Origin of the sequence: Peribacillus psychrosaccharolyticus ATCC 23296 (assembly GCF_000305495.1) — a bacterium.
GTDB classification, from domain to species: Bacteria; Bacillota; Bacilli; order Bacillales; family DSM-1321; genus Peribacillus; species Peribacillus psychrosaccharolyticus.
Map to the genome: position 1 here is coordinate 1 of NZ_AJTN02000258.1, position 23,628 is coordinate 23,628.

The 23,628-nt window shown below is 40.0% G+C and carries 19 protein-coding genes and 1 pseudogene; all 20 read left to right on the forward strand.

The genetic code is table 11. The features are described from left to right. Positions 1 to 249, forward strand: a 249-nt coding sequence (locus tag WYK_RS21795) for an SDR family oxidoreductase (protein WP_040374104.1), incomplete at its 5' end; no start/stop codon positions are given. A 78-nt stretch (positions 250 to 327) separates the two neighbouring features. After that, positions 328 to 585 (forward strand): DUF3243 domain-containing protein, encoded by a 258-nt coding sequence (locus tag WYK_RS21800; protein ID WP_040374103.1) that lies wholly within the window; start codon positions 328 to 330, stop codon positions 583 to 585. 290 nt (positions 586 to 875) lie between these two features. After that, positions 876 to 1,667 carry a DUF3388 domain-containing protein gene (locus tag WYK_RS21805; protein ID WP_040374102.1) on the forward strand — a complete coding sequence of 264 codons (792 nt, stop codon included), beginning with the start codon at positions 876 to 878 and terminating at the stop codon, positions 1,665 to 1,667. 17 nt (positions 1,668 to 1,684) lie between these two features. Continuing rightward, positions 1,685 to 2,587, forward strand: a complete 903-nt coding sequence (locus WYK_RS21810) for a helix-turn-helix domain-containing protein (protein WP_040374101.1) — start codon at positions 1,685 to 1,687, stop codon at positions 2,585 to 2,587. A gap of 64 nt (positions 2,588 to 2,651) precedes the next feature. Next, the gene (gene pgsA / locus WYK_RS21815) at positions 2,652 to 3,236 is read left to right on the forward strand and encodes a CDP-diacylglycerol--glycerol-3-phosphate 3-phosphatidyltransferase (protein ID WP_040374100.1); all 585 of its coding nucleotides are present in this window, start codon (positions 2,652 to 2,654) and stop codon (positions 3,234 to 3,236) included. 20 nt (positions 3,237 to 3,256) lie between these two features. Next, positions 3,257 to 4,501 (forward strand): competence/damage-inducible protein A, encoded by a 1,245-nt coding sequence (locus WYK_RS21820; RefSeq protein WP_040376536.1) that lies wholly within the window; start codon positions 3,257 to 3,259, stop codon positions 4,499 to 4,501. A gap of 496 nt (positions 4,502 to 4,997) precedes the next feature. Beyond that, positions 4,998 to 6,044, forward strand: coding sequence for a recombinase RecA (gene recA, locus WYK_RS21825; RefSeq protein WP_040376537.1), 1,047 nt, complete (start codon positions 4,998 to 5,000; stop codon positions 6,042 to 6,044). A gap of 319 nt (positions 6,045 to 6,363) precedes the next feature. Further along, complete coding sequence (gene rny / locus WYK_RS21830) at positions 6,364 to 7,926, forward strand: ribonuclease Y (RefSeq protein WP_040376538.1); 1,563 nt, start codon at positions 6,364 to 6,366, stop codon at positions 7,924 to 7,926. Between the two features lie 94 nt (positions 7,927 to 8,020). Continuing rightward, positions 8,021 to 8,818, forward strand: a complete 798-nt coding sequence (locus tag WYK_RS21835) for a TIGR00282 family metallophosphoesterase (RefSeq protein ID WP_040376539.1) — start codon at positions 8,021 to 8,023, stop codon at positions 8,816 to 8,818. 197 nt (positions 8,819 to 9,015) lie between these two features. Further along, positions 9,016 to 9,276, forward strand: coding sequence for a stage V sporulation protein S (locus WYK_RS21840; protein ID WP_040376540.1), 261 nt, complete (start codon positions 9,016 to 9,018; stop codon positions 9,274 to 9,276). Between the two features lie 75 nt (positions 9,277 to 9,351). Continuing rightward, positions 9,352 to 10,275, forward strand: coding sequence for a dipeptidase (locus WYK_RS21845; RefSeq protein ID WP_040376541.1), 924 nt, complete (start codon positions 9,352 to 9,354; stop codon positions 10,273 to 10,275). Between the two features lie 211 nt (positions 10,276 to 10,486). Further along, entirely contained in the window at positions 10,487 to 12,238 is a 1,752-nt protein-coding gene (locus WYK_RS21850) for a 2-oxoacid:acceptor oxidoreductase subunit alpha (RefSeq protein WP_040376542.1), read from the forward strand. Continuing rightward, positions 12,225 to 13,091: a 2-oxoacid:ferredoxin oxidoreductase subunit beta gene (locus WYK_RS21855; RefSeq protein ID WP_040376543.1), complete on the forward strand. Its 867-nt coding sequence runs from the start codon at positions 12,225 to 12,227 to the stop codon at positions 13,089 to 13,091. Before WYK_RS21850 ends, WYK_RS21855 begins: the two co-directional genes overlap by 14 nt. A gap of 634 nt (positions 13,092 to 13,725) precedes the next feature. Further along, the gene (gene tdh / locus WYK_RS21860; protein WP_040376544.1) at positions 13,726 to 14,769 is read left to right on the forward strand and encodes an L-threonine 3-dehydrogenase; all 1,044 of its coding nucleotides are present in this window, start codon (positions 13,726 to 13,728) and stop codon (positions 14,767 to 14,769) included. Positions 14,770 to 14,804: 35 nt separating this feature from the next. Continuing rightward, a complete protein-coding gene (locus tag WYK_RS21865; RefSeq protein ID WP_040376545.1) occupies positions 14,805 to 15,983 on the forward strand; it encodes a glycine C-acetyltransferase in 1,179 nt (392 codons plus the stop codon). A gap of 185 nt (positions 15,984 to 16,168) precedes the next feature. Next, positions 16,169 to 17,716: a tRNA (N6-isopentenyl adenosine(37)-C2)-methylthiotransferase MiaB gene (gene miaB, locus WYK_RS21870; protein WP_040376546.1), complete on the forward strand. Its 1,548-nt coding sequence runs from the start codon at positions 16,169 to 16,171 to the stop codon at positions 17,714 to 17,716. Next, positions 17,716 to 18,144: a YlbF/YmcA family competence regulator gene (locus tag WYK_RS21875; protein ID WP_040376547.1), complete on the forward strand. Its 429-nt coding sequence runs from the start codon at positions 17,716 to 17,718 to the stop codon at positions 18,142 to 18,144. The genes miaB and WYK_RS21875 overlap by 1 nt, the downstream gene beginning before the upstream one ends. A gap of 273 nt (positions 18,145 to 18,417) precedes the next feature. After that, positions 18,418 to 18,954: an outer spore coat protein CotE gene (locus WYK_RS21880; protein ID WP_040376548.1), complete on the forward strand. Its 537-nt coding sequence runs from the start codon at positions 18,418 to 18,420 to the stop codon at positions 18,952 to 18,954. Between the two features lie 254 nt (positions 18,955 to 19,208). Beyond that, a pseudogene (gene mutS / locus WYK_RS21885) lies at positions 19,209 to 21,828 on the forward strand (DNA mismatch repair protein MutS). A 23-nt stretch (positions 21,829 to 21,851) separates the two neighbouring features. Next, the coding region (gene mutL / locus WYK_RS21890; protein WP_040376549.1) for a DNA mismatch repair endonuclease MutL at positions 21,852 to 23,628 on the forward strand (1,777 nt) is incomplete at its 3' end.

The window sequence follows — 23,628 nt, forward strand, 5'->3', positions numbered from 1 at the left end:
TTTGTTAAAGCACTGAGTAAGGAGTGTGCACTGAATAATATTCGCGTAAATGGAATTGCCCCAGGAGCTATTTCAACAGCCATGCTGGATGGATTCACCGAAGAGGAATTTGATCAATTGAATGAAGATATTCCGATGGGGAGAGTCGGTAAACCTATTGAGATTGCTGAAACAGCTTCCTTTTTACTATCATCTAAGGCTTCTTACATTACCGGTCAAATAGTGGGGGTTAATGGAGGTTGGTACTAACTCATCTTTTCCATGCATAAATTAAATCGCTTCTTCACAAACTAACTATGTACGAATTGAAAGAAGGGATGATGAAAGATGTCTGTATTAGATAATTGGGATCAATGGAAAAACTTCTTAGGAGATCGCTTGCATCAAGGGGAGCACCAAGGCATTCAGCAAGATACTGTAAGTAATCTTGCTTTTGAAATTGGCGACTACTTGGCTAAACAAGTGGAACCTCAAAATGATCAAGAGAAAGTGCTTGCCGACTTATGGTCAGTAGCGAGCGATGAAGAAAAGCATTCAATTGCGAGTATGATGGTTAAATTAGTGGAAAACAATGGTACACAGTAACTGGTTTAAGGCCCTGTCATTTGATGGGGCTTTTTTTATTGGCATGGGCAGATGCATGAGGGTTTTAACTAACTGCACATAATTACCTGCCGCGGCGCAAGAACTATTTTAAAGTTAAGTAAAGATTAGCCTGAATTTTAGAATGTTTTCGCTTTTAACTTAACCCATTATGCTATATTATAGAAAATAGACAATCATAGGGGTAGGTATCCGCGATTCCGGGCAAAAATGCGGGTTTTTTCATAAAACTACCTTATAAATAAGATCCTGTCACTTAAGGAGTGTTTGGATTGGAAAAAAAAGAATGGTATTTTGAATATGAAATACAAAAGAACCGTCCAGGTTTGTTAGGAGATATTTCTTCGCTGCTGGGTATGCTCTCGATTAATATCGTTACCATTAATGGTGTAGATGAAGGCAGACGGGGCATGCTATTAGTGGCAAATGACAACTGGAGTATTGAAAGATTTGAATCGATCTTGTCGACAATGGACACCATAACGGTGCATAAAATAAGAGAGCCGAATCTCCGTGATCGCTTAGCTGTCAGGCATGGCAGATACATTCAGCGTGATGCCGATGAAAGAAATACGTTTCGTTTCGTCAGGGAAGATTTAGGGTTGTTAGTTGACTTTATGGCAGAGTTATTCAAACAAGATGGCCATAAGTTGATTGGGATTCGCGGGATGCCGCGGGTAGGAAAAACAGAATCAATTGTTGCCTCCAGTGTGTGTGCAAATAAGAGATGGCTATTTGTTTCGTCCACTCTCTTAAAACAGACCATTCGCAGTCAGTTGATTGAAGATGAGTACAATGACAATAATTTATTCATTCTGGATGGGATTGTTTCAACTCGCCGTGCTAATGAACGTCATTGGCAGCTTGTACGTGAAATTATGAGAATGGATGCGGTGAAAGTAGTCGAGCATCCTGATGTATTTGTGCAGAATACAGAATATACATTAGAAGATTTTGATTACATTATTGAGTTACGAAACAACCCTGAAGAAGAAATTACATACGAAGCAGCAGACCAAAACGATCAGTTCGGTGCAACTGAATTTGGTTCAATCGATTTTTAAAATGGCAGGTGTTTTAATTGACGGAATTAGGTAATAGACTGAAAGAAGCAAGAACAGCTAGGGGTATGACCCTGGATGATCTACAAGAAGTTACAAAGATTCAAAAACGGTATTTGGTAGGCATTGAAGAAGGTAACTATGATATGATGCCCGGCAAATTTTATGTGCGTGCTTTTATAAAACAATATTGTGAAGCAGTTGGTCTTGATTCAGAAGAAATTTTTGAACAGTACAAATCAGAAGTACCCGCGATAGCGAATCAAGAATTACCAGACCAGCTGTCACGAGTGCGGACAAGAAAGTCACTATCTCCATCAACATCGAAATTTATGGAGATATTCCCGAAAATTCTCGTTTCAATTTTCGTTCTTGGTGCCATTATTCTCGTTTACGTCTTATGGGTAAACTATAATAACGATAACAAAAGCAGCGGCAGTCCTGAAGTGAAAAATGAAGACAATGTTAATTATGGAGAGACCAAAAATTCTCCATTAGAGAAAGACAAAGAGAAAGAAGAGACTAAAGAACCTGAAGAAAAAACGACGGAACCTGCAGACGAAGAGTCAAAAGGAACAGAAGAGGAACCGGAGCTTGAACAGGAACTCGCTTCAGTGAGCAACGCAGGAACCAATAGTACGTACGAACTCAAGAATACAGATAAATTCCTCCTGAAACTTTCTTCAAAAGGTGAAACGTGGGTAAGTGTTAAAAATGCAAACGGCAAGTCATTATTTGAAGGTATTTTAAAGGACAGCGAAAGTAAAGAAATTGATTTTTCAGAAGAAACAGAGGCGAAAGTTAGAATAGGTAATGCAGCTGCAACCGAAATTTATGTGAATGAAGAGCTGCTTGAATATTCGGTTTCACCAACGAAAAGTACTACACAGACTGTAACAATACAATTCACGAAACCTGAATAGTCATCTTATTGGTGGCTATTTTTCTTCATGAGTGTTTAATGCGAATTTTTTGGAGGGTAAAGAAGTGAATCTACCGAATAAGATTACTATATCGAGAATCTGTTTAATACCTATCTTTTTATTAATTATGCTCCTGCCTTTGTCATGGGGAGAACTAAATGTAGATGGGCATGTACTCCCAATTACGCATCTTGTAGGGACAGTGGTTTTTATTATTGCTTCCACTACGGATTGGATCGACGGGTATTATGCTCGTAAGCTGAACATGGTTACAAATCTCGGCAAATTCTTAGATCCATTAGCGGATAAATTGCTGGTACTTGCTGCACTTTTGGTTCTAGTAGACTTAGATTTAATTTATGGACAAACGTGGATTGTGATCATCATTATCAGCAGAGAACTAGCCGTAACAGGATTAAGAGCCATTTTAGCTGGATCTGGAGAAATTGTGGCTGCTGCTACGTTGGGTAAAATTAAAACATGGGCACAGATTATTGCTATTTCCGCATTATTACTTCACAATCTGCCATTTGCCTTGTTCTCATTCCCATTAGCCTATATTGCCCTTTGGATTGCGCTAATCTTCACTGTTTGGTCTGGTTGGGAATATTTCGCGAAAAATAAATCTATATTTATTAATTCGAAGTAAAGAACGGAGTGACTGGAGAGATGGATGCAGAAATTATTGCGGTTGGATCAGAACTGCTTTTAGGGCAGATTGTAAATACAAATGGCCGTTTTTTATCACAGCAATTTGCAGAAATGGGTATTAACGTTTATTATCATACGGTCGTAGGGGATAATGACAAGAGACTGCAGGATGCAGTCGATATTGCCAAGAAACGTGCTGACTTAATTGTTTTCACCGGCGGTTTAGGACCTACGAAGGATGATATGACGAAAGAAACCATTTCAAGAATGCTGGGTAAAGAACTTGTTTTTGATCAAGAGGCCCTTCAATCCATTGAAGCCTATTTCACTAAATCAAACCGAGTCATGACTGAAAATAATAAAAAACAAGCACTTGTACTTGAGGGATCTGACATATTAGCAAATGATCATGGCATGGCACCCGGTATGGTCCTGACGGTCGAGAATATTACTTATATGCTCCTGCCTGGTCCTCCAAGTGAGATGGAACCAATGTTTTTGAAATATGGCTATCAAACGCTTATGAAAATGATGGATAAGCATGAACGAATTGAATCTAAAGTTCTGCGCTTTTTTGGGATTGGTGAAGCTAAGTTAGAAACGGTAATTGAAGACTTAATTGAAAAACAGTCCAACCCGACAATCGCACCGCTTGCAGGCGATGGCGAAGTAACACTTAGGATAACAGCAAAGCATGAAACAAAAGAAAAGTGCGAAGAGATGATTGCTGCAGCTGAAAAAGAAATTTTAAGCAGAGTCGGGCAATTTCATTATGGAAATAACCAAACGTCACTTATTAAGGAATTAGTAAAGGAACTTACTGTTCGCAAGCTGACCATAGCGGGAGCTGAAAGCCTGACTGGCGGGATGTTTCAAGAACAGCTGACAACAATCCCAGGTGCAGGCAAAGTCTTTAAAGGCGGTATTGTCAGTTATACAAATGATGCGAAATCAAATGTGCTCAATGTCAAAAACAAGACAATTGAACAATTTGGCGTCGTCAGTGAAGAATGTGCGATTGAAATGGCTGAAAACGTCAGTACTCAGTTTGATGCTGATATAGGTATCAGCTTCACCGGCGTTGCTGGACCAGATACTCAAGAAGGAAAACCTGTGGGTACAATATTCATTGGAATTGCCTTTCGTAATGGAAAATCACTGGCTAAAAAGCTGAGTCTTTCGGGCAGTCGATCTCAAAATCGTGTTCGCAGTGTGAAATACGGTTGTCATTTTTTACTGCAGGAAGTAAACAACCTATCATAAGATTAAATGAAACATGGAGATGGCATTGCTGCTGTCTCTTTTTTTTTGAGTTTTATACTGAGTAAAGTACCTTTATTGATGATAATGGTTTTCATAATAGGAAATGGGGAATCAACAGTAAATAGAGAATAATCTATTCTCGAGTGCAGTTCAGGATACTTTGCTTACGTCATTGAGAAAAAAATAATTGCAGCCTTGTAAATTTACATTTCTTTTAGATATGAACTCTTAAAGATTCATTTTACTATAAGGAAAAGAGCAATTTTGAAGGAAAAAGTCAAACTAAAAAAACGAATGAATGTTCGACTTTTTACTTGGCAAATGAGTAAAAACAGTATATAGTAAGGATAAGCTTTAAAGGATAAGAAACACTCCTTTTTGGATGCTGGTACAACAACTTTGTTAATGTTCGGCCTCAACAAAAGAGGTTTTATAGATAGTGAATTTACTATTAACTGGTTTTAGCTGGTTAATTAAATATTGAGGAGGAAATTGAGTGAGTGATCGTCAAGCGGCATTAGAAATGGCTTTAAAACAAATTGAAAAACAATTTGGTAAAGGTTCAATAATGAAAATGGGTGAAAAGACAGATACAAGAATTTCCACTAGTTCAAGTGGATCTTTGGCTATTGATGTAGCTTTAGGGGTAGGCGGCTATCCAAGAGGGCGAGTCATTGAAATATACGGCCCAGAAAGCTCAGGTAAAACGACTGTTGCCTTACATGCTATCGCTGAAGTTCAGAAAGCTGGCGGCACAGCTGCTTTTATTGATGCTGAACATGCATTAGATCCTGCCTACTCTTCAAAACTTGGCGTAAATATTGATGAATTGCTGCTTTCACAGCCAGATACTGGTGAACAAGCGCTTGAGATAGCTGAGGCTCTTGTCCGCAGCGGCGCTGTAAATATACTTGTTATTGATTCCGTGGCAGCGTTGGTTCCTAAAGCTGAAATTGAAGGTGAAATGGGAGATTCTCATATGGGTCTGCAGGCAAGAATGATGTCTCAGGCACTTCGTAAGCTTTCAGGTGCAATTAATAAATCAAATACAATTGCTATTTTCATTAACCAGGTCCGAGAAAAAATCGGTATTATGTTTGGTAATCCTGAAACCACTCCAGGAGGCCGCGCGCTTAAGTTTTATTCGACTGTACGTCTTGAAGTTCGTCGTGCTGAACAATTAAAACAAGGAAATGATATTGTTGGTAATAGAGCAAAAGTAAAAGTGGTGAAAAATAAAGTAGCACCACCGTTCCGTGTTGCTGAAGTTGATATCATGTACGGAGAGGGTATTTCACGTGAAGGTGAAATTATCGATATGGCTTCGGAATTGGATATTGTTCAAAAAAGCGGATCATGGTTCTCATATAATGGCGACCGTCTTGGCCAAGGACGCGAAAATGCAAAACTATTCTTGAAGTCGAATCAAACGCTTCAAGATGAAATTTATAAGAAAATTCGTGATCATTATAATTTAGACAGCGAGCATGTTGCCGTAAAGGAAAATGAAAAAGAAGAAGAACTTGAGTTAGATTTAGATTGATTAAAAAACCAGGCTTTTTTAGCCTGGTTTTTTGCAAAATAAACTCGAAAAATGTAAAACCTTTGTGGTGTTAAAATGAATAAATTTGGTTAATTTATCGTTTATTTTCTATTTTAGGGACTAAAAGGAATAAAACATATGAATATTCGTGTATACGAGTGGTCAGCTACTTGACAATAAAAATTCACAACTATACAATTAATATGTATAATTTACATTTTTTCAAATTGAGATTTTTAAAAGCTAAGTACTCAAAGTACTTGCCGAAAGTTCAAATTTAACCATGTAAAAAAGTTCATAAGCAAGGGGAGGTGAAACGATGGAACCTATAACAGTCATCATCTCCATTTTGCTTGGCCTAATCGTCGGTGCAGTTGTTGGTTATTTTATCTTCAAGACTACATTTGAAAATAAGATAACGGGGGCAAAAGGTTCCGCAGAAACGATTTTGGATGATGCCAAACGTGAAGCGGAAGCCACTAAAAAAGAAGCCCTATTGGAAGCAAAAGATGAGATTCATAAAGTGCGTACTGATGCTGAGCGAGAAGTTCGCGAACGAAGAGCAGAATTACAAAAACAAGAAAATCGGTTATTGCAAAAAGAAGAGAACCTTGATCGAAAAGATGAAACGTTGGACAAACGTGAAAGCCTTTTAGAAAAAAAGGACGACTCTCTAAACCAAAGACAACAGCATATTGAAGAGATGGAAAGCAAAGTGGATGAAATGGTTCGGAAGCAGCAATCAGAGCTAGAACGTATTTCAGCTTTAACCCGTGATGAGGCAAAAGCAATTATAATTGATCGTACGGAGAATGAGCTGGCTCATGATATTGCGCTTATGGTAAAAGAAACAGAAAATCGTGCAAAAGAAGATGCCGATAAGAAAGCGAAAGAAATTCTTTCAATCGCAATTCAGCGTTGTGCAGCAGATCATGTAGCAGAAACCACCGTTTCTGTAGTGAATCTTCCAAATGACGAAATGAAAGGGCGTATTATCGGTCGTGAAGGACGAAATATTCGTACTCTTGAAACGCTTACAGGTATTGATTTAATTATTGATGATACGCCTGAAGCAGTCATTCTTTCAGGATTCGACCCAATTCGCCGTGAAACAGCTCGTTTAGCTCTTGAAAAACTTGTTCAGGATGGACGAATCCATCCAGCACGTATTGAAGAAATGGTCGATAAAGCAAGACGGGAAGTTGATGAACAAATCCGTGAATTCGGTGAACAAACTACATTTGAAGTAGGCGTTCATGGTCTCCATCCGGATCTAATCAAAATTCTTGGCCGTCTGAAGTTCCGTACAAGTTATGGTCAGAACGTGCTGAAGCATTCTGTAGAGGTTGCTCAATTATCAGGCTTGCTGGCTGCGGAGCTGGGTGAAGATGAAACGCTTGCACGCAGAGCAGGTCTGTTACATGATATTGGTAAAGCAATTGATCATGAAGTTGAAGGAAGCCATGTAGAAATTGGTGTGGAACTTGCAACGAAGTACAGAGAACATCCAGTTGTTATTAACAGTATTGCTTCACATCATGGCGATACTGAACCAACATCTGTTATTGCTGTGTTGGTTGCTGCTGCAGATGCGCTTTCAGCTGCAAGGCCGGGCGCTCGTAGTGAAACACTAGAAAATTATATTCGCCGCCTGGAAAAACTAGAGGAAATCTCGGAATCTTATGATGGTGTTGAGAAATCATTTGCTATCCAAGCAGGACGAGAAGTACGTATCCTTGTAAAACCAGAGCAAATTGATGATTTAGAGGCACATCGTCTCGCTCGTGATATCCGGAAACGGATTGAAGAAGAACTAGATTACCCTGGTCATATCAAAGTAACGGTGATTCGGGAAACTAGAGCCGTTGAATATGCTAAGTAAGCAAAGTGGAGAAATCCACTTTGTTTTTTGTTCTTATTTTTTTATGGTACAATAATAAAGCTTACTAAATGTACGAAGAGGAAGGATTTTTTTCATGAAATTGCTATTTATAGGTGATGTAGTTGGATCACCGGGCCGTGATATGGTTAAGGAATATCTCCCGAAAATTAAAGAAAAGTACCGTCCCCACATTACCATTATTAATGGTGAGAATGCTGCTGGAGGACGTGGAATTACAGAAAAAATTTACCGTGAATTCCTTGAGTGGGGAGCGCAGGCTGTGACGATGGGCAACCATACTTGGGATAATCGTGAAATTTTTGAGTTTATCGATGATGCCAAATATCTTGTGCGTCCAGGGAATTTTCCTGAAGGAACTCCAGGAGAAGGCTTGAAATTTTTAAAACTGAATCAGCTTGAGATTGCTGTAATTAATTTGCAGGCAAGAACGTTTATGGCGCCGCTCGATGATCCATTCTTAAAAGCAGAAGAATTGGTTGCTGAAGCTAAGAAGCGCACACCTATTATCTTTGTCGATTTTCATGGTGAAGCTACTAGTGAAAAACAAGCAATGGGTTGGTTTTTAGATGGTGAAGTATCGGCGGTTGTTGGTACACACACACATGTACAGACTGCTGATAATCGTATTCTCCCTAATGGTACTGCTTTTCTTTCTGATGTTGGAATGACAGGCCCATATGATGGAATATTAGGCATGGAGAAGGAAGCAGTCATTCATCGCTTTTTAACTAGCTTGCCCGTTCGTTTTGAAGTTCCTAAAGAAGGCCGTACTATTTTAAGTGCTGTTATCATTGAAATTAATGATCAAACAGGAAAAGCTAAGAAAATAGAACGTTTATTAATTAACGAAGACCATCCTTTTTATCATTAAGACTCAAAAATTGCTTATGCATACGTGCATAGGCGATTTTTTTTTGCAGATAAATTTAAAAACAAACTACCTTTTGTACAGGTAATTTAGATTTACAGTCATACGTGTTTCTCCTAGTGAATATAGTAGCAATGGAATGGAATCACTTCTTTTGAGTCAGTCTTCACCAAGGTAAGGGAAAACAAGGAGGACTAGGGATGGAAATATTAAAAGTTTCAGCAAAATCTAATCCTAATTCTGTAGCAGGTGCACTCGCAGGGGTTCTCAGGGAAAGAGGAGGAGCAGAAATCCAAGCAATTGGTGCGGGTGCAATAAATCAAGCTGTAAAGGCTGTAGCGATTGCACGAGGATTTGTCGCCCCTAGTGGAATGGATTTAATCTGTATTCCTGCCTTTACAGATATTAAGATTGATGGAGAAGACCGAACAGCGATAAAGTTGATTATTGAACCTCGATAGAATCTACTATATATTATCTCCTGTTTGCTACGTTGCAAGCAGGTTCTTTTTTTATGCTGATAAAGGAGGAATGTAATGCGGATATTCGATGCTCATTGTGATGTTTTGATGAAACTTTTTTTGGACCGGAATCTACTGTTTACCGATCATTCGAAGCTGCAAGTGAGTTATCAATCTCTCGTTCATTCGCCTGGAAGTATCCAATGCTTCGCGGTATATATTCCAGAAGCCGTTCATCCAGATCTACGCTATATGGCTGCGTTAGCTATGATTGATATTTTTTATGAAAAAGTCCTATACTTGCCAAACGTCAAACTTATAAAATCTAAAAAAGATATTGACGCAATGAAGAGCGATGAAATTGGAGCTGTTCTAACTCTGGAGGGCTGTGATTGTGTCGGCGGAGATTTGCTTAAATTAAGTACACTCATACGTCTTGGCGTGTCCTCTGTAGGATTGACATGGAACTATGGTAATCTAGCAGCTGACGGTGCGCTGGAGAAGCGTAATAGTGGTCTGAGTATATTTGGGGAGCATTTAGTGAGGCTATTAAACAATAAGTCAATCTCTACTGACGTTTCCCATTTATCGGAGCACTCATTTTGGGATGTTTTAGAACTTGCTGATTATCCAATTGCTTCGCACTCCAATGTATATAAACTTTGTCCACATCCAAGGAATCTACGAGATGACCAAATTAAAGCACTTTTAAAGAAGCAGGGAATGATTGGAATTGCGTTTTTTCCGGATTTTTTACGATTATCAGGTAGTGCTCAGATAAAAGATATTCTGAATCATCTTGATTATATTTGCGGATTAGGAGGAGAGAATCAGGTTGGTTTCGGTTCAGACTTTGACGGAATCGATCGTACAGTTGAAAACCTTGCTTCGTATGAGGGGTACGGCTTATTAATTGAAGAATTAGAAAAATATTATTCAGCGGATTTAACCAAAAAAATTGCCTTTATGAATTTCGCTTCACACTTTCCGGAACGTTAACCTTTGATAAATTAGAGAAAATAATAAATAACTAATTATTCAGATATTTAATTAATAATGGAAGGAAATGGTTGCTTTTTTGAATGTAAAAAGCTAGAATGAAAACGATTACCGAGGGCTTGAAATAGTGTAATGCAGCCCTATTATTCTGATAAAAAATGATTCTAGAACCATGTAGACTAGTAGATATCGTAAAAGGGGTGTAAGGAATATGATCAATCAACTTTCATGGAAAGTTGGCGGACAGCAAGGCGAAGGGATTGAAAGTACAGGGGAAATATTCTGTATTGCTTTGAACAGGCTGGGCTATTACCTTTATGGTTATCGTCATTTTTCTTCGCGTATTAAAGGCGGTCATACCAATAATAAAATTAGAGTCAGTACAACCCAGAACCGATCAATCTCAGATGACCTTGATATTCTGATTGCTTTTGATCAGGAAACGATCGACGTTAACTACGAAGAACTTCATGACAATGGAATTATCATTGCTGATTCAAAATTCAAACCTGTTCCACCTGATACAAAGGCAGTACTAGTCAGTATTCCTTTTACTGAAATAGCAGCAGATTTAGGAACCTCATTGATGAAAAATATGGTGGCTATTGGTTCTACATGTGCTGTTCTTGGTATGAATATTGATGTGTTCAGCGGAGTGGTCAATGAAATATTTGGTCGTAAAGGGGAAGAGATTGTCAAAAAAAATATGGCTGCCATTGAGGCAGGCTATGAACATATGAAAGAAGCTTTGGCTGGAGACGTCGGGAAGATGATGCTTGAAGAAGCAGACGGCAAGAAGCGAATGTTTATGATAGGTAATGATGCAATAGCTCTAGGAGCCATTGCAGGAGGCTGTCGATTTATGGCTGCTTATCCTATAACTCCTGCTTCTGAAATTATGGAATATCTGATAAAGAAGTTGCCGCCATTAGGCGGTACAGTTATACAAACTGAAGATGAAATTGCTGCCGCAACGATGGCTATTGGAGCAAATTACGGTGGTGTAAGAGCAATTACTGCATCAGCAGGACCCGGTTTATCTTTAAAAATGGAAGCAATCGGTTTATCTGGAATAACGGAGACGCCGCTGGTTATTGTTGATACTCAGCGCGGGGGACCTTCAACAGGTTTACCAACCAAACAAGAGCAATCAGACCTTATGGCAATGATCTATGGAACACATGGAGAAATTCCCAAGATTGTCATGGCTCCGAGTACCGTGGAAGAAGCATTCTATGATACAGCTGAGGCATTCAACTTAGCTGAAGAGTATCAGTGTCCAGTGATCATTCTCTCGGATTTACAGTTGTCCCTTGGAAAGCAGACTGTTGAGCCTTTGGATTATGGACGAGTTGAAATCAGACGCGGTAAACTGCAGCAACAGGGTACTCTGCCAGTACTTGAAGGCAATGAATATTACAAACGGTACGAAGTAACGGAAGATGGTATTTCGCCTCGTGTAGTACCAGGTATGTTTAACGGCATCCATCATGTGACAGGTGTAGAACATGATGAATCAGGAAAACCATCCGAGTCGGCGGTTAATCGAAAGAGCCAGATGGATAAACGGATGCGGAAAATTAAAAAGATTTCTTTTAAAACACCGGTATACAAAAATACCCCTCACTTAGAGCCTGATCTGTTAATTATCGGTTTTATATCTACAAGAGGCGGAATTGAAGAAGCATTTGGAAGGCTTGAGGCTGATGGAGTGAAAGTGAATCATGCGCATATACGGCTGCTTCACCCATTCCCTGCTGATGAAATGTTCCCGTTGGTTCAGTCAGCTAAGAAAGTAGTCGTTATTGAGAATAATGCGACAGGCCAGCTTGCTAATATTTTGAAGATGAATGTTGGGCAGATTAACAAAATCAACAGCATCCTAAAATACGACGGCAACCCGTTTCTGCCACATGAAATCTACGCACAATGCAAGGAGTTGTTCACTGATGGCGACGTTTAAAGAATTTCGTAACAATGTGAAGCCTAACTGGTGTCCAGGATGCGGAGATTTCTCTGTTCAGGCTGCAATCCAAAGAGCTGCGGCTAATGTAGGACTTGTACCAGATGAATTAGCCATTGTCTCAGGCATCGGCTGTTCTGGACGTATTTCCGGGTATATTAAATCATATGGCTTCCACGGCATTCATGGACGCTGCCTGCCGATCGCACAGGGTGTTAAAATGGCTAATCGCGAACTGACCGTCATTGCATCAGGAGGGGACGGCGACGGATTTGCTATCGGTATGGGACATACCCTCCATTCGATTCGACGGAATATTGATATCACGTATATTGTGATGGATAATCAAATCTATGGGTTAACAAAGGGACAGACATCTCCACGTTCAGCAGCCGGCTTTAAAACCAAATCAACACCGAAAGGGTCAATCGAACAAGCAGTTTCTCCAATGGAATTGGCATTATCCGCAGGAGCAACTTTTGTCGCACAAAGTTTTTCTACTGATTTAAAGGATTTGACGGCTATTATTGAAGCAGGCATTCGTCATAAGGGTTTTTCCCTCATCAATGTATTCAGTCCGTGTGTAACCTATAATAAAATTAATACGTACGATTGGTTTAAAGAAAACCTGACGAAACTGAGCACAATTGAACAGTATGATCCATCCGATAAACAGCAAGCGATGCAGACCATAATGGAACACGATGGTCTTGTCACGGGAATCATTTATCAAGATTCAAATCGTCAATCCTATCAAGAATTAATTCCAGGCTATAAAGAGGAAGGATTGAGTAAAGCTGATCTCAATTTAAGTCAGGAAGCGTTCGACCAAATGGCGGGGGAATTCATGTAAAAAAGGCTTAACAGGTCTATGTACGGTTGAAACGGACAAGGAGATAAGCTCCTTGTCCGTTTCACTTTTAAACCGCTCTAAAACGCTAAATGGAGGGGAGACTTCATTTTAGCTGTTCGCTGTCATTACGATTAGTAGGAACCATTACAACCGTAATTATTATTGTTATTGTTGTTATAGTTGTTGTTATTTTGTCGTCTAGAACCGCAGTTTAATCGAAATAACCAGCAGTTATCGTGATTTTGGTTGCCATTGTAGTTATTGTTGCTGTAGTTATTGTTACTGTAGTTATTATTGTACTGATTAGGATTTTGGCTGTAGTTCGTATTTGAGTTATTTTGGGAATTAAATTGGCAGCGACAAGTAAAGCTGTTATTGGAATTTGAGTTAGAATGATGATTGTTATTTGAATAATTTGACATGAAACAACACTCCTTTTTGATTGACTACAAGATAGAATATTCAAAGATGGACAAGGTGTACAAGATATCTATCATTATATTGAAAAATTGTGCGCTTATTTTACACTCCTTATTGTATTTCTCAATCGGACAGTCATGTTTATCGTTGTTTTTTCATATTGATAAAACAACTGATTAACAATGATTAAGTGGGTAGTTTAGGGAGAGTGTCCATGGTGAATGGGAAAATGCAAGCTATTATAAAACATCAATATGGCTATGGTGCTGAATTACAAATGATCGATATTCCGAATTATGCGGAGGATGAAGTCTTAATTCAAGTAACCGCGGCTTCTATCTGCGGCACTGATGTTCATATTTATACGTGGGACGAATGGTCACAGAATCGAGTACATCCACCCTTTGTATTTGGTCACGAATTTTCTGGTGAAGTGGTCGGTCTCGGTGCCAAAGTAACTTCTCTCAAGAAAGGTGACTTTGTGTCTGCGGAAACACATTTAGTCTGTGGATCTTGTCAGCAGTGTCTGGCAGGTCTTTATCATATATGTAGAAACACCAAAATTATTGGCGTAGATACTCATGGATGCTTCGCTGAATATATTGTTTTACCAGCAAAGAATGTCTGGAGAAATCCAAAAGATATGCCAGTGGAGGTTGCTTCCATTCAGGAACCGATGGGGAATGCCGTTCATACCGTTCTTTCTGGGGAGGTTGTAGGAAAAATCGTTGCGATTATCGGCTGCGGACCTATTGGAATGATGGCGGCAGGTGTCGCTAAGGCTGCAGGGGCAGCGGAAGTTATTGCCCTTGATATAAACGAGTACAGATTGAATCTCGCCAAGAGAATGGGAGCAACGCGTACGATTAATTCGGCGAAAGAAAATCCGCTGCAGGTTATCGATCGAGTAACATCCGGCAATGGAGTGGACGTGGTTTGTGAAATGAGCGGGAACCCTGCAGCGATAAATCAAGGTCTTAAAATGGTTACGAACGGCGGGAGGGTATCTATTTTAAGTCTGCCGACACGCCCAGTTGAAATTAATATTACAGATGACATCGTTTTTAAAGGCATCACGGTTCAAGGGATAACAGGACGGAGAATGTTTCAAACCTGGCAGCAAGTTTCAAGTTTGCTTGCAACAAGACAGGTTGATGTATTACCCATCATTACGCACTCTTTTCCACTGGAGGAATTTGAGAAAGGCTTTGATCTCATGATAGAAGGCAAATGCGGTAAGGTAATCCTTCATCCGTAAAATGGATAAATTGAATAGATGAACGGGGGGATGATATGCGCGGCTTCGACGATTTACAGGCAGAATTAGATGAGATGAGAAAAGAGGGAACGTTTCGTCAATTAGTCACGCTTCAATCCGAGCAAGGGGCGAGGGTAGTGATCAACGGGAGGGAAGTCATCCAGCTTTCATCTAATAATTATCTAGGTTTGACCGATCACCCTCGTTTGAAACAGGCAGCCATAGATGCCATTGAAAAGTATGGAGTAGGAACAGGGTCTGTCCGAACAATTGCGGGGACACTCATCATGCATCAGGAGCTAGAAAAGAAACTAGCTGCTTTTAAGCATACAGAAGCATCTCTTGTCTTTCAATCGGGTTTTACAACGAATCAGGGCGTACTCTCAGCGATAGTAAGTGAGGACGATGTAGTGATCTCCGATGAATTAAATCATGCGTCCATTATTGATGGCATCCGTCTAACGAAAGCTGCACGGTCGGTCTATAAACATGTCGATATGATTTCCCTGGAAAGAGCCTTGGCTGATACTCAGCATTACCGTAAACGCTTAATCGTTACAGATGGTGTTTTTTCCATGGACGGTACGATTGCTCCGCTGCCGAAGATTGTAAAACTTGCCGCGAAATATGATGCACTAATTATGGTAGATGATGCCCATGCATCAGGTGTCTTGGGGGAAAACGGCCGTGGTACTGTCAATCATTTTGGGCTCGATGGAAAGGTAGATATACAGGTAGGAACGCTAAGTAAAGCAATGGGGGTTTTAGGTGGATATGTTGCCGGACCGCAAGTGTTAATTGATTATTTAATTCATAAGGGACGTCCATTTTTATTCAGTACTTCGCACCCTCCTGCCGTAACAATGGCCTGTATAGAGGCGGTCAATGTGTTGATTGAAGAGCCGGAACGAATCGAAAAACTCTGGACTAATAGTGAATTCTTCAAACAGGGGCTGAGAAGTTTAGGGTTTAATACAGATAAAAGTGAAACACCAATTACACCGGTTATGATTGGAGATGAAGTACTGACCTTAAAATTAGCTGATAAGCTGCTGGAAAATGGCGTTTTCGCTCAGGGAATCGTGTTTCCCACGGTAGCAAAAGGGCAGGCAAGGATCAGGACGATTGTGACATCACAACACAGCAAAGCCGACTTAGAGCAGGCATTGCGGGCGTTTGAAAAAGCCGGAATGGAGCTTAGTATTATCCGTTAATTTAAGCTCTTAAACGAGGGAACAGTCCTCGTTTATTTTTTTGTATTTAAAAGGTTATGGATAGATATTGAAGATATGGATAAATGATTGTTTGAAACCTATAAATGGTTTAAAATGATAAGTTGTAAGTCAAAAATAGTAAAAAAGCTACAGTTTTATAGGGAATGAGAAAGAGGGGGATATTCTTGAACGAAAAACAACGTCTAGAATCACAGCAAGTGCATGCTGAACAACCCACGGACAAAATATCCGAAAAGGACTACAGCAGCTACTTTCAGACTGTTTACGTCCCTCCATCTTTGAGGGATGCAAAAAAGCGCGGCAAAGAAGACGTTAAATATGAAAAAGATTTTGCCATCGCCGAGAAATTCCGCGATATGGGTAAAGGACGCAAATTTTTCATTCGTACATATGGCTGCCAAATGAATGAACACGATACAGAAGTTATGGCGGGAATTTTTATCGCACTTGGCTATGAAGCGACGAATACAGTCGATGATGCAAATGTTATTCTTCTAAATACATGTGCTATCCGGGAGAATGCGGAAAATAAGGTGTTTGGCGAGCTTGGCCATTTGAAAACACTAAAAACAGAAAGACCGGATTTATTATTAGGTGTTTGTGGATGTATGTCTCAGGAAGAATCAGTTGTTAATCGTATACTTGCCAAGCATTCATTCGTTGATATGATTTTCGGTACGCATAATATCCATCGTCTACCCCAGATTCTTAATGAAGCCTACCTTTCAAAGGAAATGGTCATTGAGGTTTGGTCCAAAGAAGGTGATGTGATCGAGAATCTTCCTAAGGTTCGAAAGGGAAAAACGAAGGCATGGGTTAATATTATGTATGGCTGCGACAAGTTTTGCACCTACTGTATTGTCCCATACACACGGGGGAAAGAAAGAAGTCGTCGTCCCGAAGAAATCATTCAAGAAGTGCGCCAGTTGGCATCACAGGGCTATAAAGAAATTACATTGCTTGGACAAAATGTGAATGCGTATGGGAAAGATTTCACAGACAGCAGTTATGGTCTCGGTGATTTAATGGATGAAATGCGTAAGATTGATATTCCAAGAGTCCGTTTTACCACAAGCCATCCAAGAGACTTTGATGATCACTTGATTGAAGTTCTCGCAAAAGGCGGAAACCTTGTCGATCATATCCATCTTCCTGTACAATCAGGAAGCACAGACATTTTAAAAATCATGGCCCGTAAGTATTCACGTGAGCAGTATTTAGAACTTGTCGCAAAAATAAAAGAGGCAATTCCAAATGTTTCATTGACGACTGATATTATTGTCGGCTATCCTAATGAAACGGAAGAACAATTTGAGGAAACGATGTCACTATTCCGTGAAGTAGGATTTGACGCCGCTTATACATTCATTTATTCACCACGAGAAGGCACACCGGCTGCTAAAATGGTAGATAACGTCCCCATGGAAGTGAAAAAAGAGCGTTTGCAGAGGCTTAATGCTTTGGTGAATGAAACATCTGCTCAAAAAATGGATGCGTATATGGGACAGATTGTTGAAGTGTTAGTTGAAGGTGAAAGCAAGAAGAATCCGGATGTTTTGGCCGGATATACATCAAAAAATAAACTGGTAAACTTCATTGGACCTAAAACTGCTATTGGCCAGCTTGTTTCTGTGAAAATTACAGGTACAAAAACATGGTCAGTAAATGGAAATATGGTCGAAGAAGCTGCCGCAATAAGGATGGAAAGCTAATGGCAACTTATACAAAAGAAGATATTATTGAACGAGCAGCGGAGCTGGCAAAAATGATTGCAAGTACGGAAGAAGTCGATTTCTTCAAGCGTGCTGAAGCACAGATTAATGATAACCAAAAAGTACGCGAAATGATTGCTAGTATTAAGAGCCTGCAAAAACAAGCCGTGAATTTCCAGCATTACGGAAAAGAAAAAGCATATAACCAAGTCCAAGCAAAAATTGATGCATTGCAAAAAGAAATTGATGAACTGCCAATCGTAGAAGAATTTAAGCAATCTCAAGTCGATGTAAATGATCTTCTGCAGATGGTTTCATCGCAGATTTCTAATACGGTAACGGATCTGATTATAGAAGCGACAGAAGGCGACCTTTTGAGTGGAGAAACAGGTTCAAAGGTACGTGCTGGCGGAAATAGCTGTTCATAATAGAAACTTAAGAGATACCCCTTCCATCAAAGGAAGGGTTTTTTCTTGTTTAACTAAAGTGGGTAAATATCAAAAATCAGTCTATTTTTCTATCGTAAACAACTGTCTACCTAACAAATACCTCCTCAGTCTTGGCACATTACCTACAAACCGGGCATAAAATAACGTATGTTTCAAGATTTGGGATTCAGTTTCTAGTCTGAAAAATTGTGGCACATTAGACTTTTAACCCGCATAGGATGAATGGAAACTGTATGAGGAGGGTTCGCTAGTATGTCAGATTATAGAGAGATAATAACTAAAGCGGTGGTGGCAAAGGGACGTAAATTTACAAAGTCTTCACACACCATTAGCCCAGCTCATCATCCGTCAAGCATTCTTGGATGTTGGATTATCAACCATAGGTATGAAGCAATTAAGGTTGGTAAGAAAGTAGAAATCCGCGGCAGCTACGAAATCAATGTTTGGTATTCGCATAATCATAATACAAAAACAGAAGTCGTAACTGAAAAGGTACAATATACTGATGTTTTATCGTTAAAGTACCGTGACCCGGATTGTAATGAAGATCAAGAAGTTATTGCGAAAGCAGTCCAACAGCCAAACTGTATTGAAGCATCTATTTCTCCTGATGGCAAAAAGATTATCGTTCAGGTAGAGCGGGAATTCTTTGTAGAGGTGATTGGCGAAACGAAAGTATGTGTCGCCGTCAGTCCTGATGGATGCAGTGATGATGATTGGGGCTATGACCCAGATGACGATTTTGAAGATCTGGATCCTGACTTCCTTGTTGAATTTGAGGACGAATAAGGAGCTATCTTGAAATGGCTAGGTATCAGCCTGCAGAATCACACTGGAGAAGACAGAATTCATTAATTATAGATACCGGATGAATTTCTTTCATCCGGTCTTATTGTCTTTATTGGCAAAGGTTCCAAAATGTTTCTTTACAGATGTCTGTAATTTCTAAAGCAACCTGCATTTCATAGAAAACTTGCTTTTTTCTTATGGTATAATAGTGGATACATAATAATGATAATTTAGTTTGGAAGGGTTTTGGGAACATGGCTGGATACACACCAATGATTCAACAATACTTAAAAATAAAGGCAGAGTACCAGGATGCCTTTTTATTTTTTCGTTTAGGCGATTTTTATGAAATGTTTTTTGATGATGCTATTTCCGCATCAAAGGAACTTGAAATAACCCTGACTGGGCGTGAGGGGGGAACGCAGGAAAAGATTCCTATGTGCGGAATCCCCTATCATGCTGCAGCAAATTATATAGATGTTTTGATTGAAAGGGGCTACAAGGTAGCCATTTGTGAACAAGTAGAAGATGCGAAAGTTGCTAAAGGGATGGTTCGCCGTGAAGTAGTCCAGCTGATTACGCCTGGAACGAAAATGGATGGCAAAGGGTTAGATGAAAAAGAAAACAACTACATTGCGACCGTTACGGATTTTCATAATCAGAGCTTTGGATTTGCTTATACAGACCTATCTACTGGTGAAAGCAGGACAACCGTTATTGAGGGACGATTTGATGATCTTTTTAATGAGCTGTCGACTATAGGTGCAAAAGAAGTTGTGATAGCCAGTGATTTTAATAGCGAATGGCAGAAAAACATGAAAGACCGCGGAATAGCGGTTTTATCTTTTGAAGATCAAATTGAGGATAAAGAATCATCATTTGAGAAATTACTAACGATCTTGAAGGATCATCAGCACCGTGAAACAATCGCAAGGCTTTTGAATTATCTTTATCGGACGCAGAAACGAAGTCTTGACCATCTTCAACCGGTTGAGCCCTATGAAATCAATCATTATATGAAGTTGGATTACTATTCAAAGCGTAATTTAGAGTTGACCGAAACGATTCGTTCTAAAGGGAAAAAGGCTCGCTTTTATGGCTGCTGGATGAAACACAAACGGCGATGGGGGGCAGACTCCTTAAACAATGGATTGACCGTCCATTAATTGCAAAAACGCAGATTGAAGGAAGACAGCAGCTGGTCGGTACGTTAATTGCTCATTATTTTGAACGGCAGGATATTCGTGATCGTTTAAAAGAAGTCTATGATTTAGAGAGATTGGCAGGAAGAGTTGCGTTCGGTAATGTTAATGGCAGAGATCTTAATCAGTTGAAACGTTCACTTGAGCAGGTTCCTTATATCAAACAAATTGTTTCTTCGATGGATAATGAAACGATGAGCAAACTCACACAAAGGCTGGATGCATGCGAAGAAGTAACAGATCTACTTGAGCAAGCTCTTGTTGAAAACCCGCCGTTATCGATTAAAGAAGGCAATATCATTCGTGATGGCTTTAATGAAGAACTCGATACGTACCGAGATGCGAGCCGAAATGGGAAGTCTTGGATGGCTGCCCTTGAACGTAAGGAACGTGAAGCATCCGGTATTAAATCGTTAAAAATCGGTTATAATCGTATATTTGGCTATTTCATAGAAGTCTCCCGGGCAAATCTCCATCTGCTTGAAGAAGGCAGATATGAGCGAAAACAAACGTTGTCGAACGCAGAACGGTTTATTACCCCGGAACTAAAAGAAAAGGAAGCCCTGATTCTCCAAGCTGAGGAAAAAAGCATTAGTTTAGAATATGACTTATTCTTGTCCGTCCGCGAACAAGTGAAAGAGTATATTCCAAGGCTTCAGGCCCTTGCACGTGCGGTTAGTGAACTCGATGTCCTTCAGTGCTTTGCGACAATCAGTGAAGAGCGTCATTATATAAGACCTGTCTTTTCAGATGAGCGGAGAATGATGATTACAGATGGGCGGCATCCAGTGGTTGAGAAGGTGCTGGATTCACAAGAGTATGTGCCCAATGATTGCCAGATGAACCCTGAACGTGAAATGTTGTTAATTACGGGTCCCAATATGTCAGGTAAAAGTACGTATATGCGGCAGGTTGCACTCATCGCTATTTTAGCCCAAATCGGGTGTTATGTACCTGCTTCAGAAGCGGTTCTGCCTATTTTTGATAAAGTGTTCACCAGAATTGGGGCAGCAGATGATTTGATTTCTGGACAAAGTACGTTCATGGTGGAGATGCTAGAAGCGAAGAATGCGATTACTAATGCAACTGAGAACAGTCTAATATTATTTGATGAAATCGGCCGCGGGACCTCAACCTATGATGGAATGGCCCTAGCGCAAGCCATTATTGAATACATTCATGGAGAAATTGGCGCTAAAACGCTGTTTTCTACGCATTACCATGAATTGACTGTTCTGTCAGAGGACTTACCGATGCTGGAAAATGTTCATGTTAGTGCGATTGAACAAAATGGCCATGTGGTCTTTCTTCATAAAATAAAAGAAGGCGCAGCAGATAAGAGCTACGGAATTCATGTGGCTAAGCTTGCTGAGCTGCCTGCGATGTTAATCGAACGGGCAACAGCCATTTTAACGGAACTGGAAAAGGGTGATACAGGGAAACCTAATACAGCTGTTGCTTCTGGGAGTATTAAAGTACCTGCAAAGCAAGAAGCGCTATCGGCTGCAGAAGAAGCAGCTCAGTTATCCTTCTTTGCCGAACCTAATACAGTGAAACAAAGTGCTGCGACTCCTAAAGAAAAAAAGTGCTTGATGAACTAAAAAGTATGGAAGTGCTTGATATGACACCACTTGATGCAATCAATATCTTGTATAAACTACAAAAAAATTAAAATCGTAACGATGAGGTGATGATGTGGGGAAGATTGTTCAGCTAGATGAGTCATTATCCAATAAAATCGCAGCCGGAGAAGTAGTCGAACGCCCTGCCTCAGTTGTAAAGGAATTACTGGAGAATGCCATTGATGCAAACAGCACCATTATTGAAATTGAGATTGAAGAAGCAGGACTAAGTCAGATTCGAATTATTGATAATGGTGACGGGATTATGGCTGACGATGTCAAACGAGCATTTCAGCGGCATGCAACTAGTAAGATTAAAGACGAACATGATTTATTCAGAATCAGAACGCTTGGATTCCGTGGAGAGGCTCTGCCAAGCATCGCTTCTGTGTCCATTTTTGAATTAAAAACAAGCACCGGGGATGGTCCAGGAACAAGAATCTTGCTTGAAGGCGGGACGATAAAGGAATATGATGCTTCTTCAAGCCGAAAAGGGACAGATATTAGCGTTTCGGGGTTATTTTATAATACCCCAGCGCGCCTAAAATATATGAAAACGATTCATACTGAACTCGGTAATATTAGTGATATCGTCAATCGATTAGCGCTGTCACATCCCGAGGTTTCATTTCGGTTAACGCATAATGAGAAGAAATTACTTCATACGAATGGAAACGGTGATGTCCGGCAGGTGTTGTCAGCCATCTATGGCATAAATATTGCTCGGAAAATGATTCCCATAAACGGTGAAACGTTAGATTTTAAACTATCGGGCTATCTTGCCCTGCCAGAAATTACGCGAGCTTCCCGAAATTATATTTCAACGATGATAAACGGTCGTTTTATTAAAAATTATGCACTGGCTAAAGCTATTACAGAAGGGTACCATACGCTGCTTCCAATCGGCAGGTTTCCAGTCGTACTGCTGTCAATTGAGATGGATCCGATTTTAGTAGACGTAAATGTACATCCGTCCAAAATGGAAGTTAGGTTAAGCAAAGAACAAGAACTAGGTGCCTTAATTACCCAAACAATTAAAGAGGCTTTCCAAGAGCGTGTCCTGATTCCGGCTGGCTTTGCACCGGTAAAAAAAGAACAGCCTGTCTCAGAACAAACCGCGTTTGACTTAGATCATGTTGTAAAAACGGGTAAAGATATTCTTGCCAAGGGACAGCAGCAAGCTGCACTTATTCGGGAAACGATTGAAAAAGAACAGCAGATTATCAATCTAGAAGTACTACCACAAAGCACGAATCAAGCATTTGTAATGCCAGACAAGAATGAAGACCCTTTTTCAGCAGATGTGGATTTCCTGAATGACAATGCTGCACAAGAGGATGTTTTTGCAGAAGAAGAAGAAGAAGTAGGGCAGCAACCAGCCTATCAACAGGTAGAGAAGAATGCTCCAAGAGTACCGCCGCTTTATCCAATTGGACAAATGCATGGAACGTATATATTTGCTCAAAATGAAAATGGCTTATACCTCATTGATCAGCATGCTGCACAGGAACGGATAAAATATGAATATTTTGCCGAAAAAGTAGGCAGAGTTGAAAATGAATTGCAGGAAATGCTTGTTCCAATGACGTTTGAATTTTCCTCTGACGAATGCATGCGCATCGAAGAGCATATAGAAGAACTTGAAAAGGTCGGCGTGTTTCTAGAAGAATTCGGGCACAATGCCTTCATTGTCCGCTCTCATCCTCAATGGTTTCCGACAGGAATTGAACAGGAAATTATTGAAGATATGATTGAGCAGCTGCTGACCATGAAGAAAGTCGATGTAAAAAAACTTCGAGAAGAAGCGGCGATTATGATGAGCTGTAAAGCATCAATCAAAGCTAACCGTC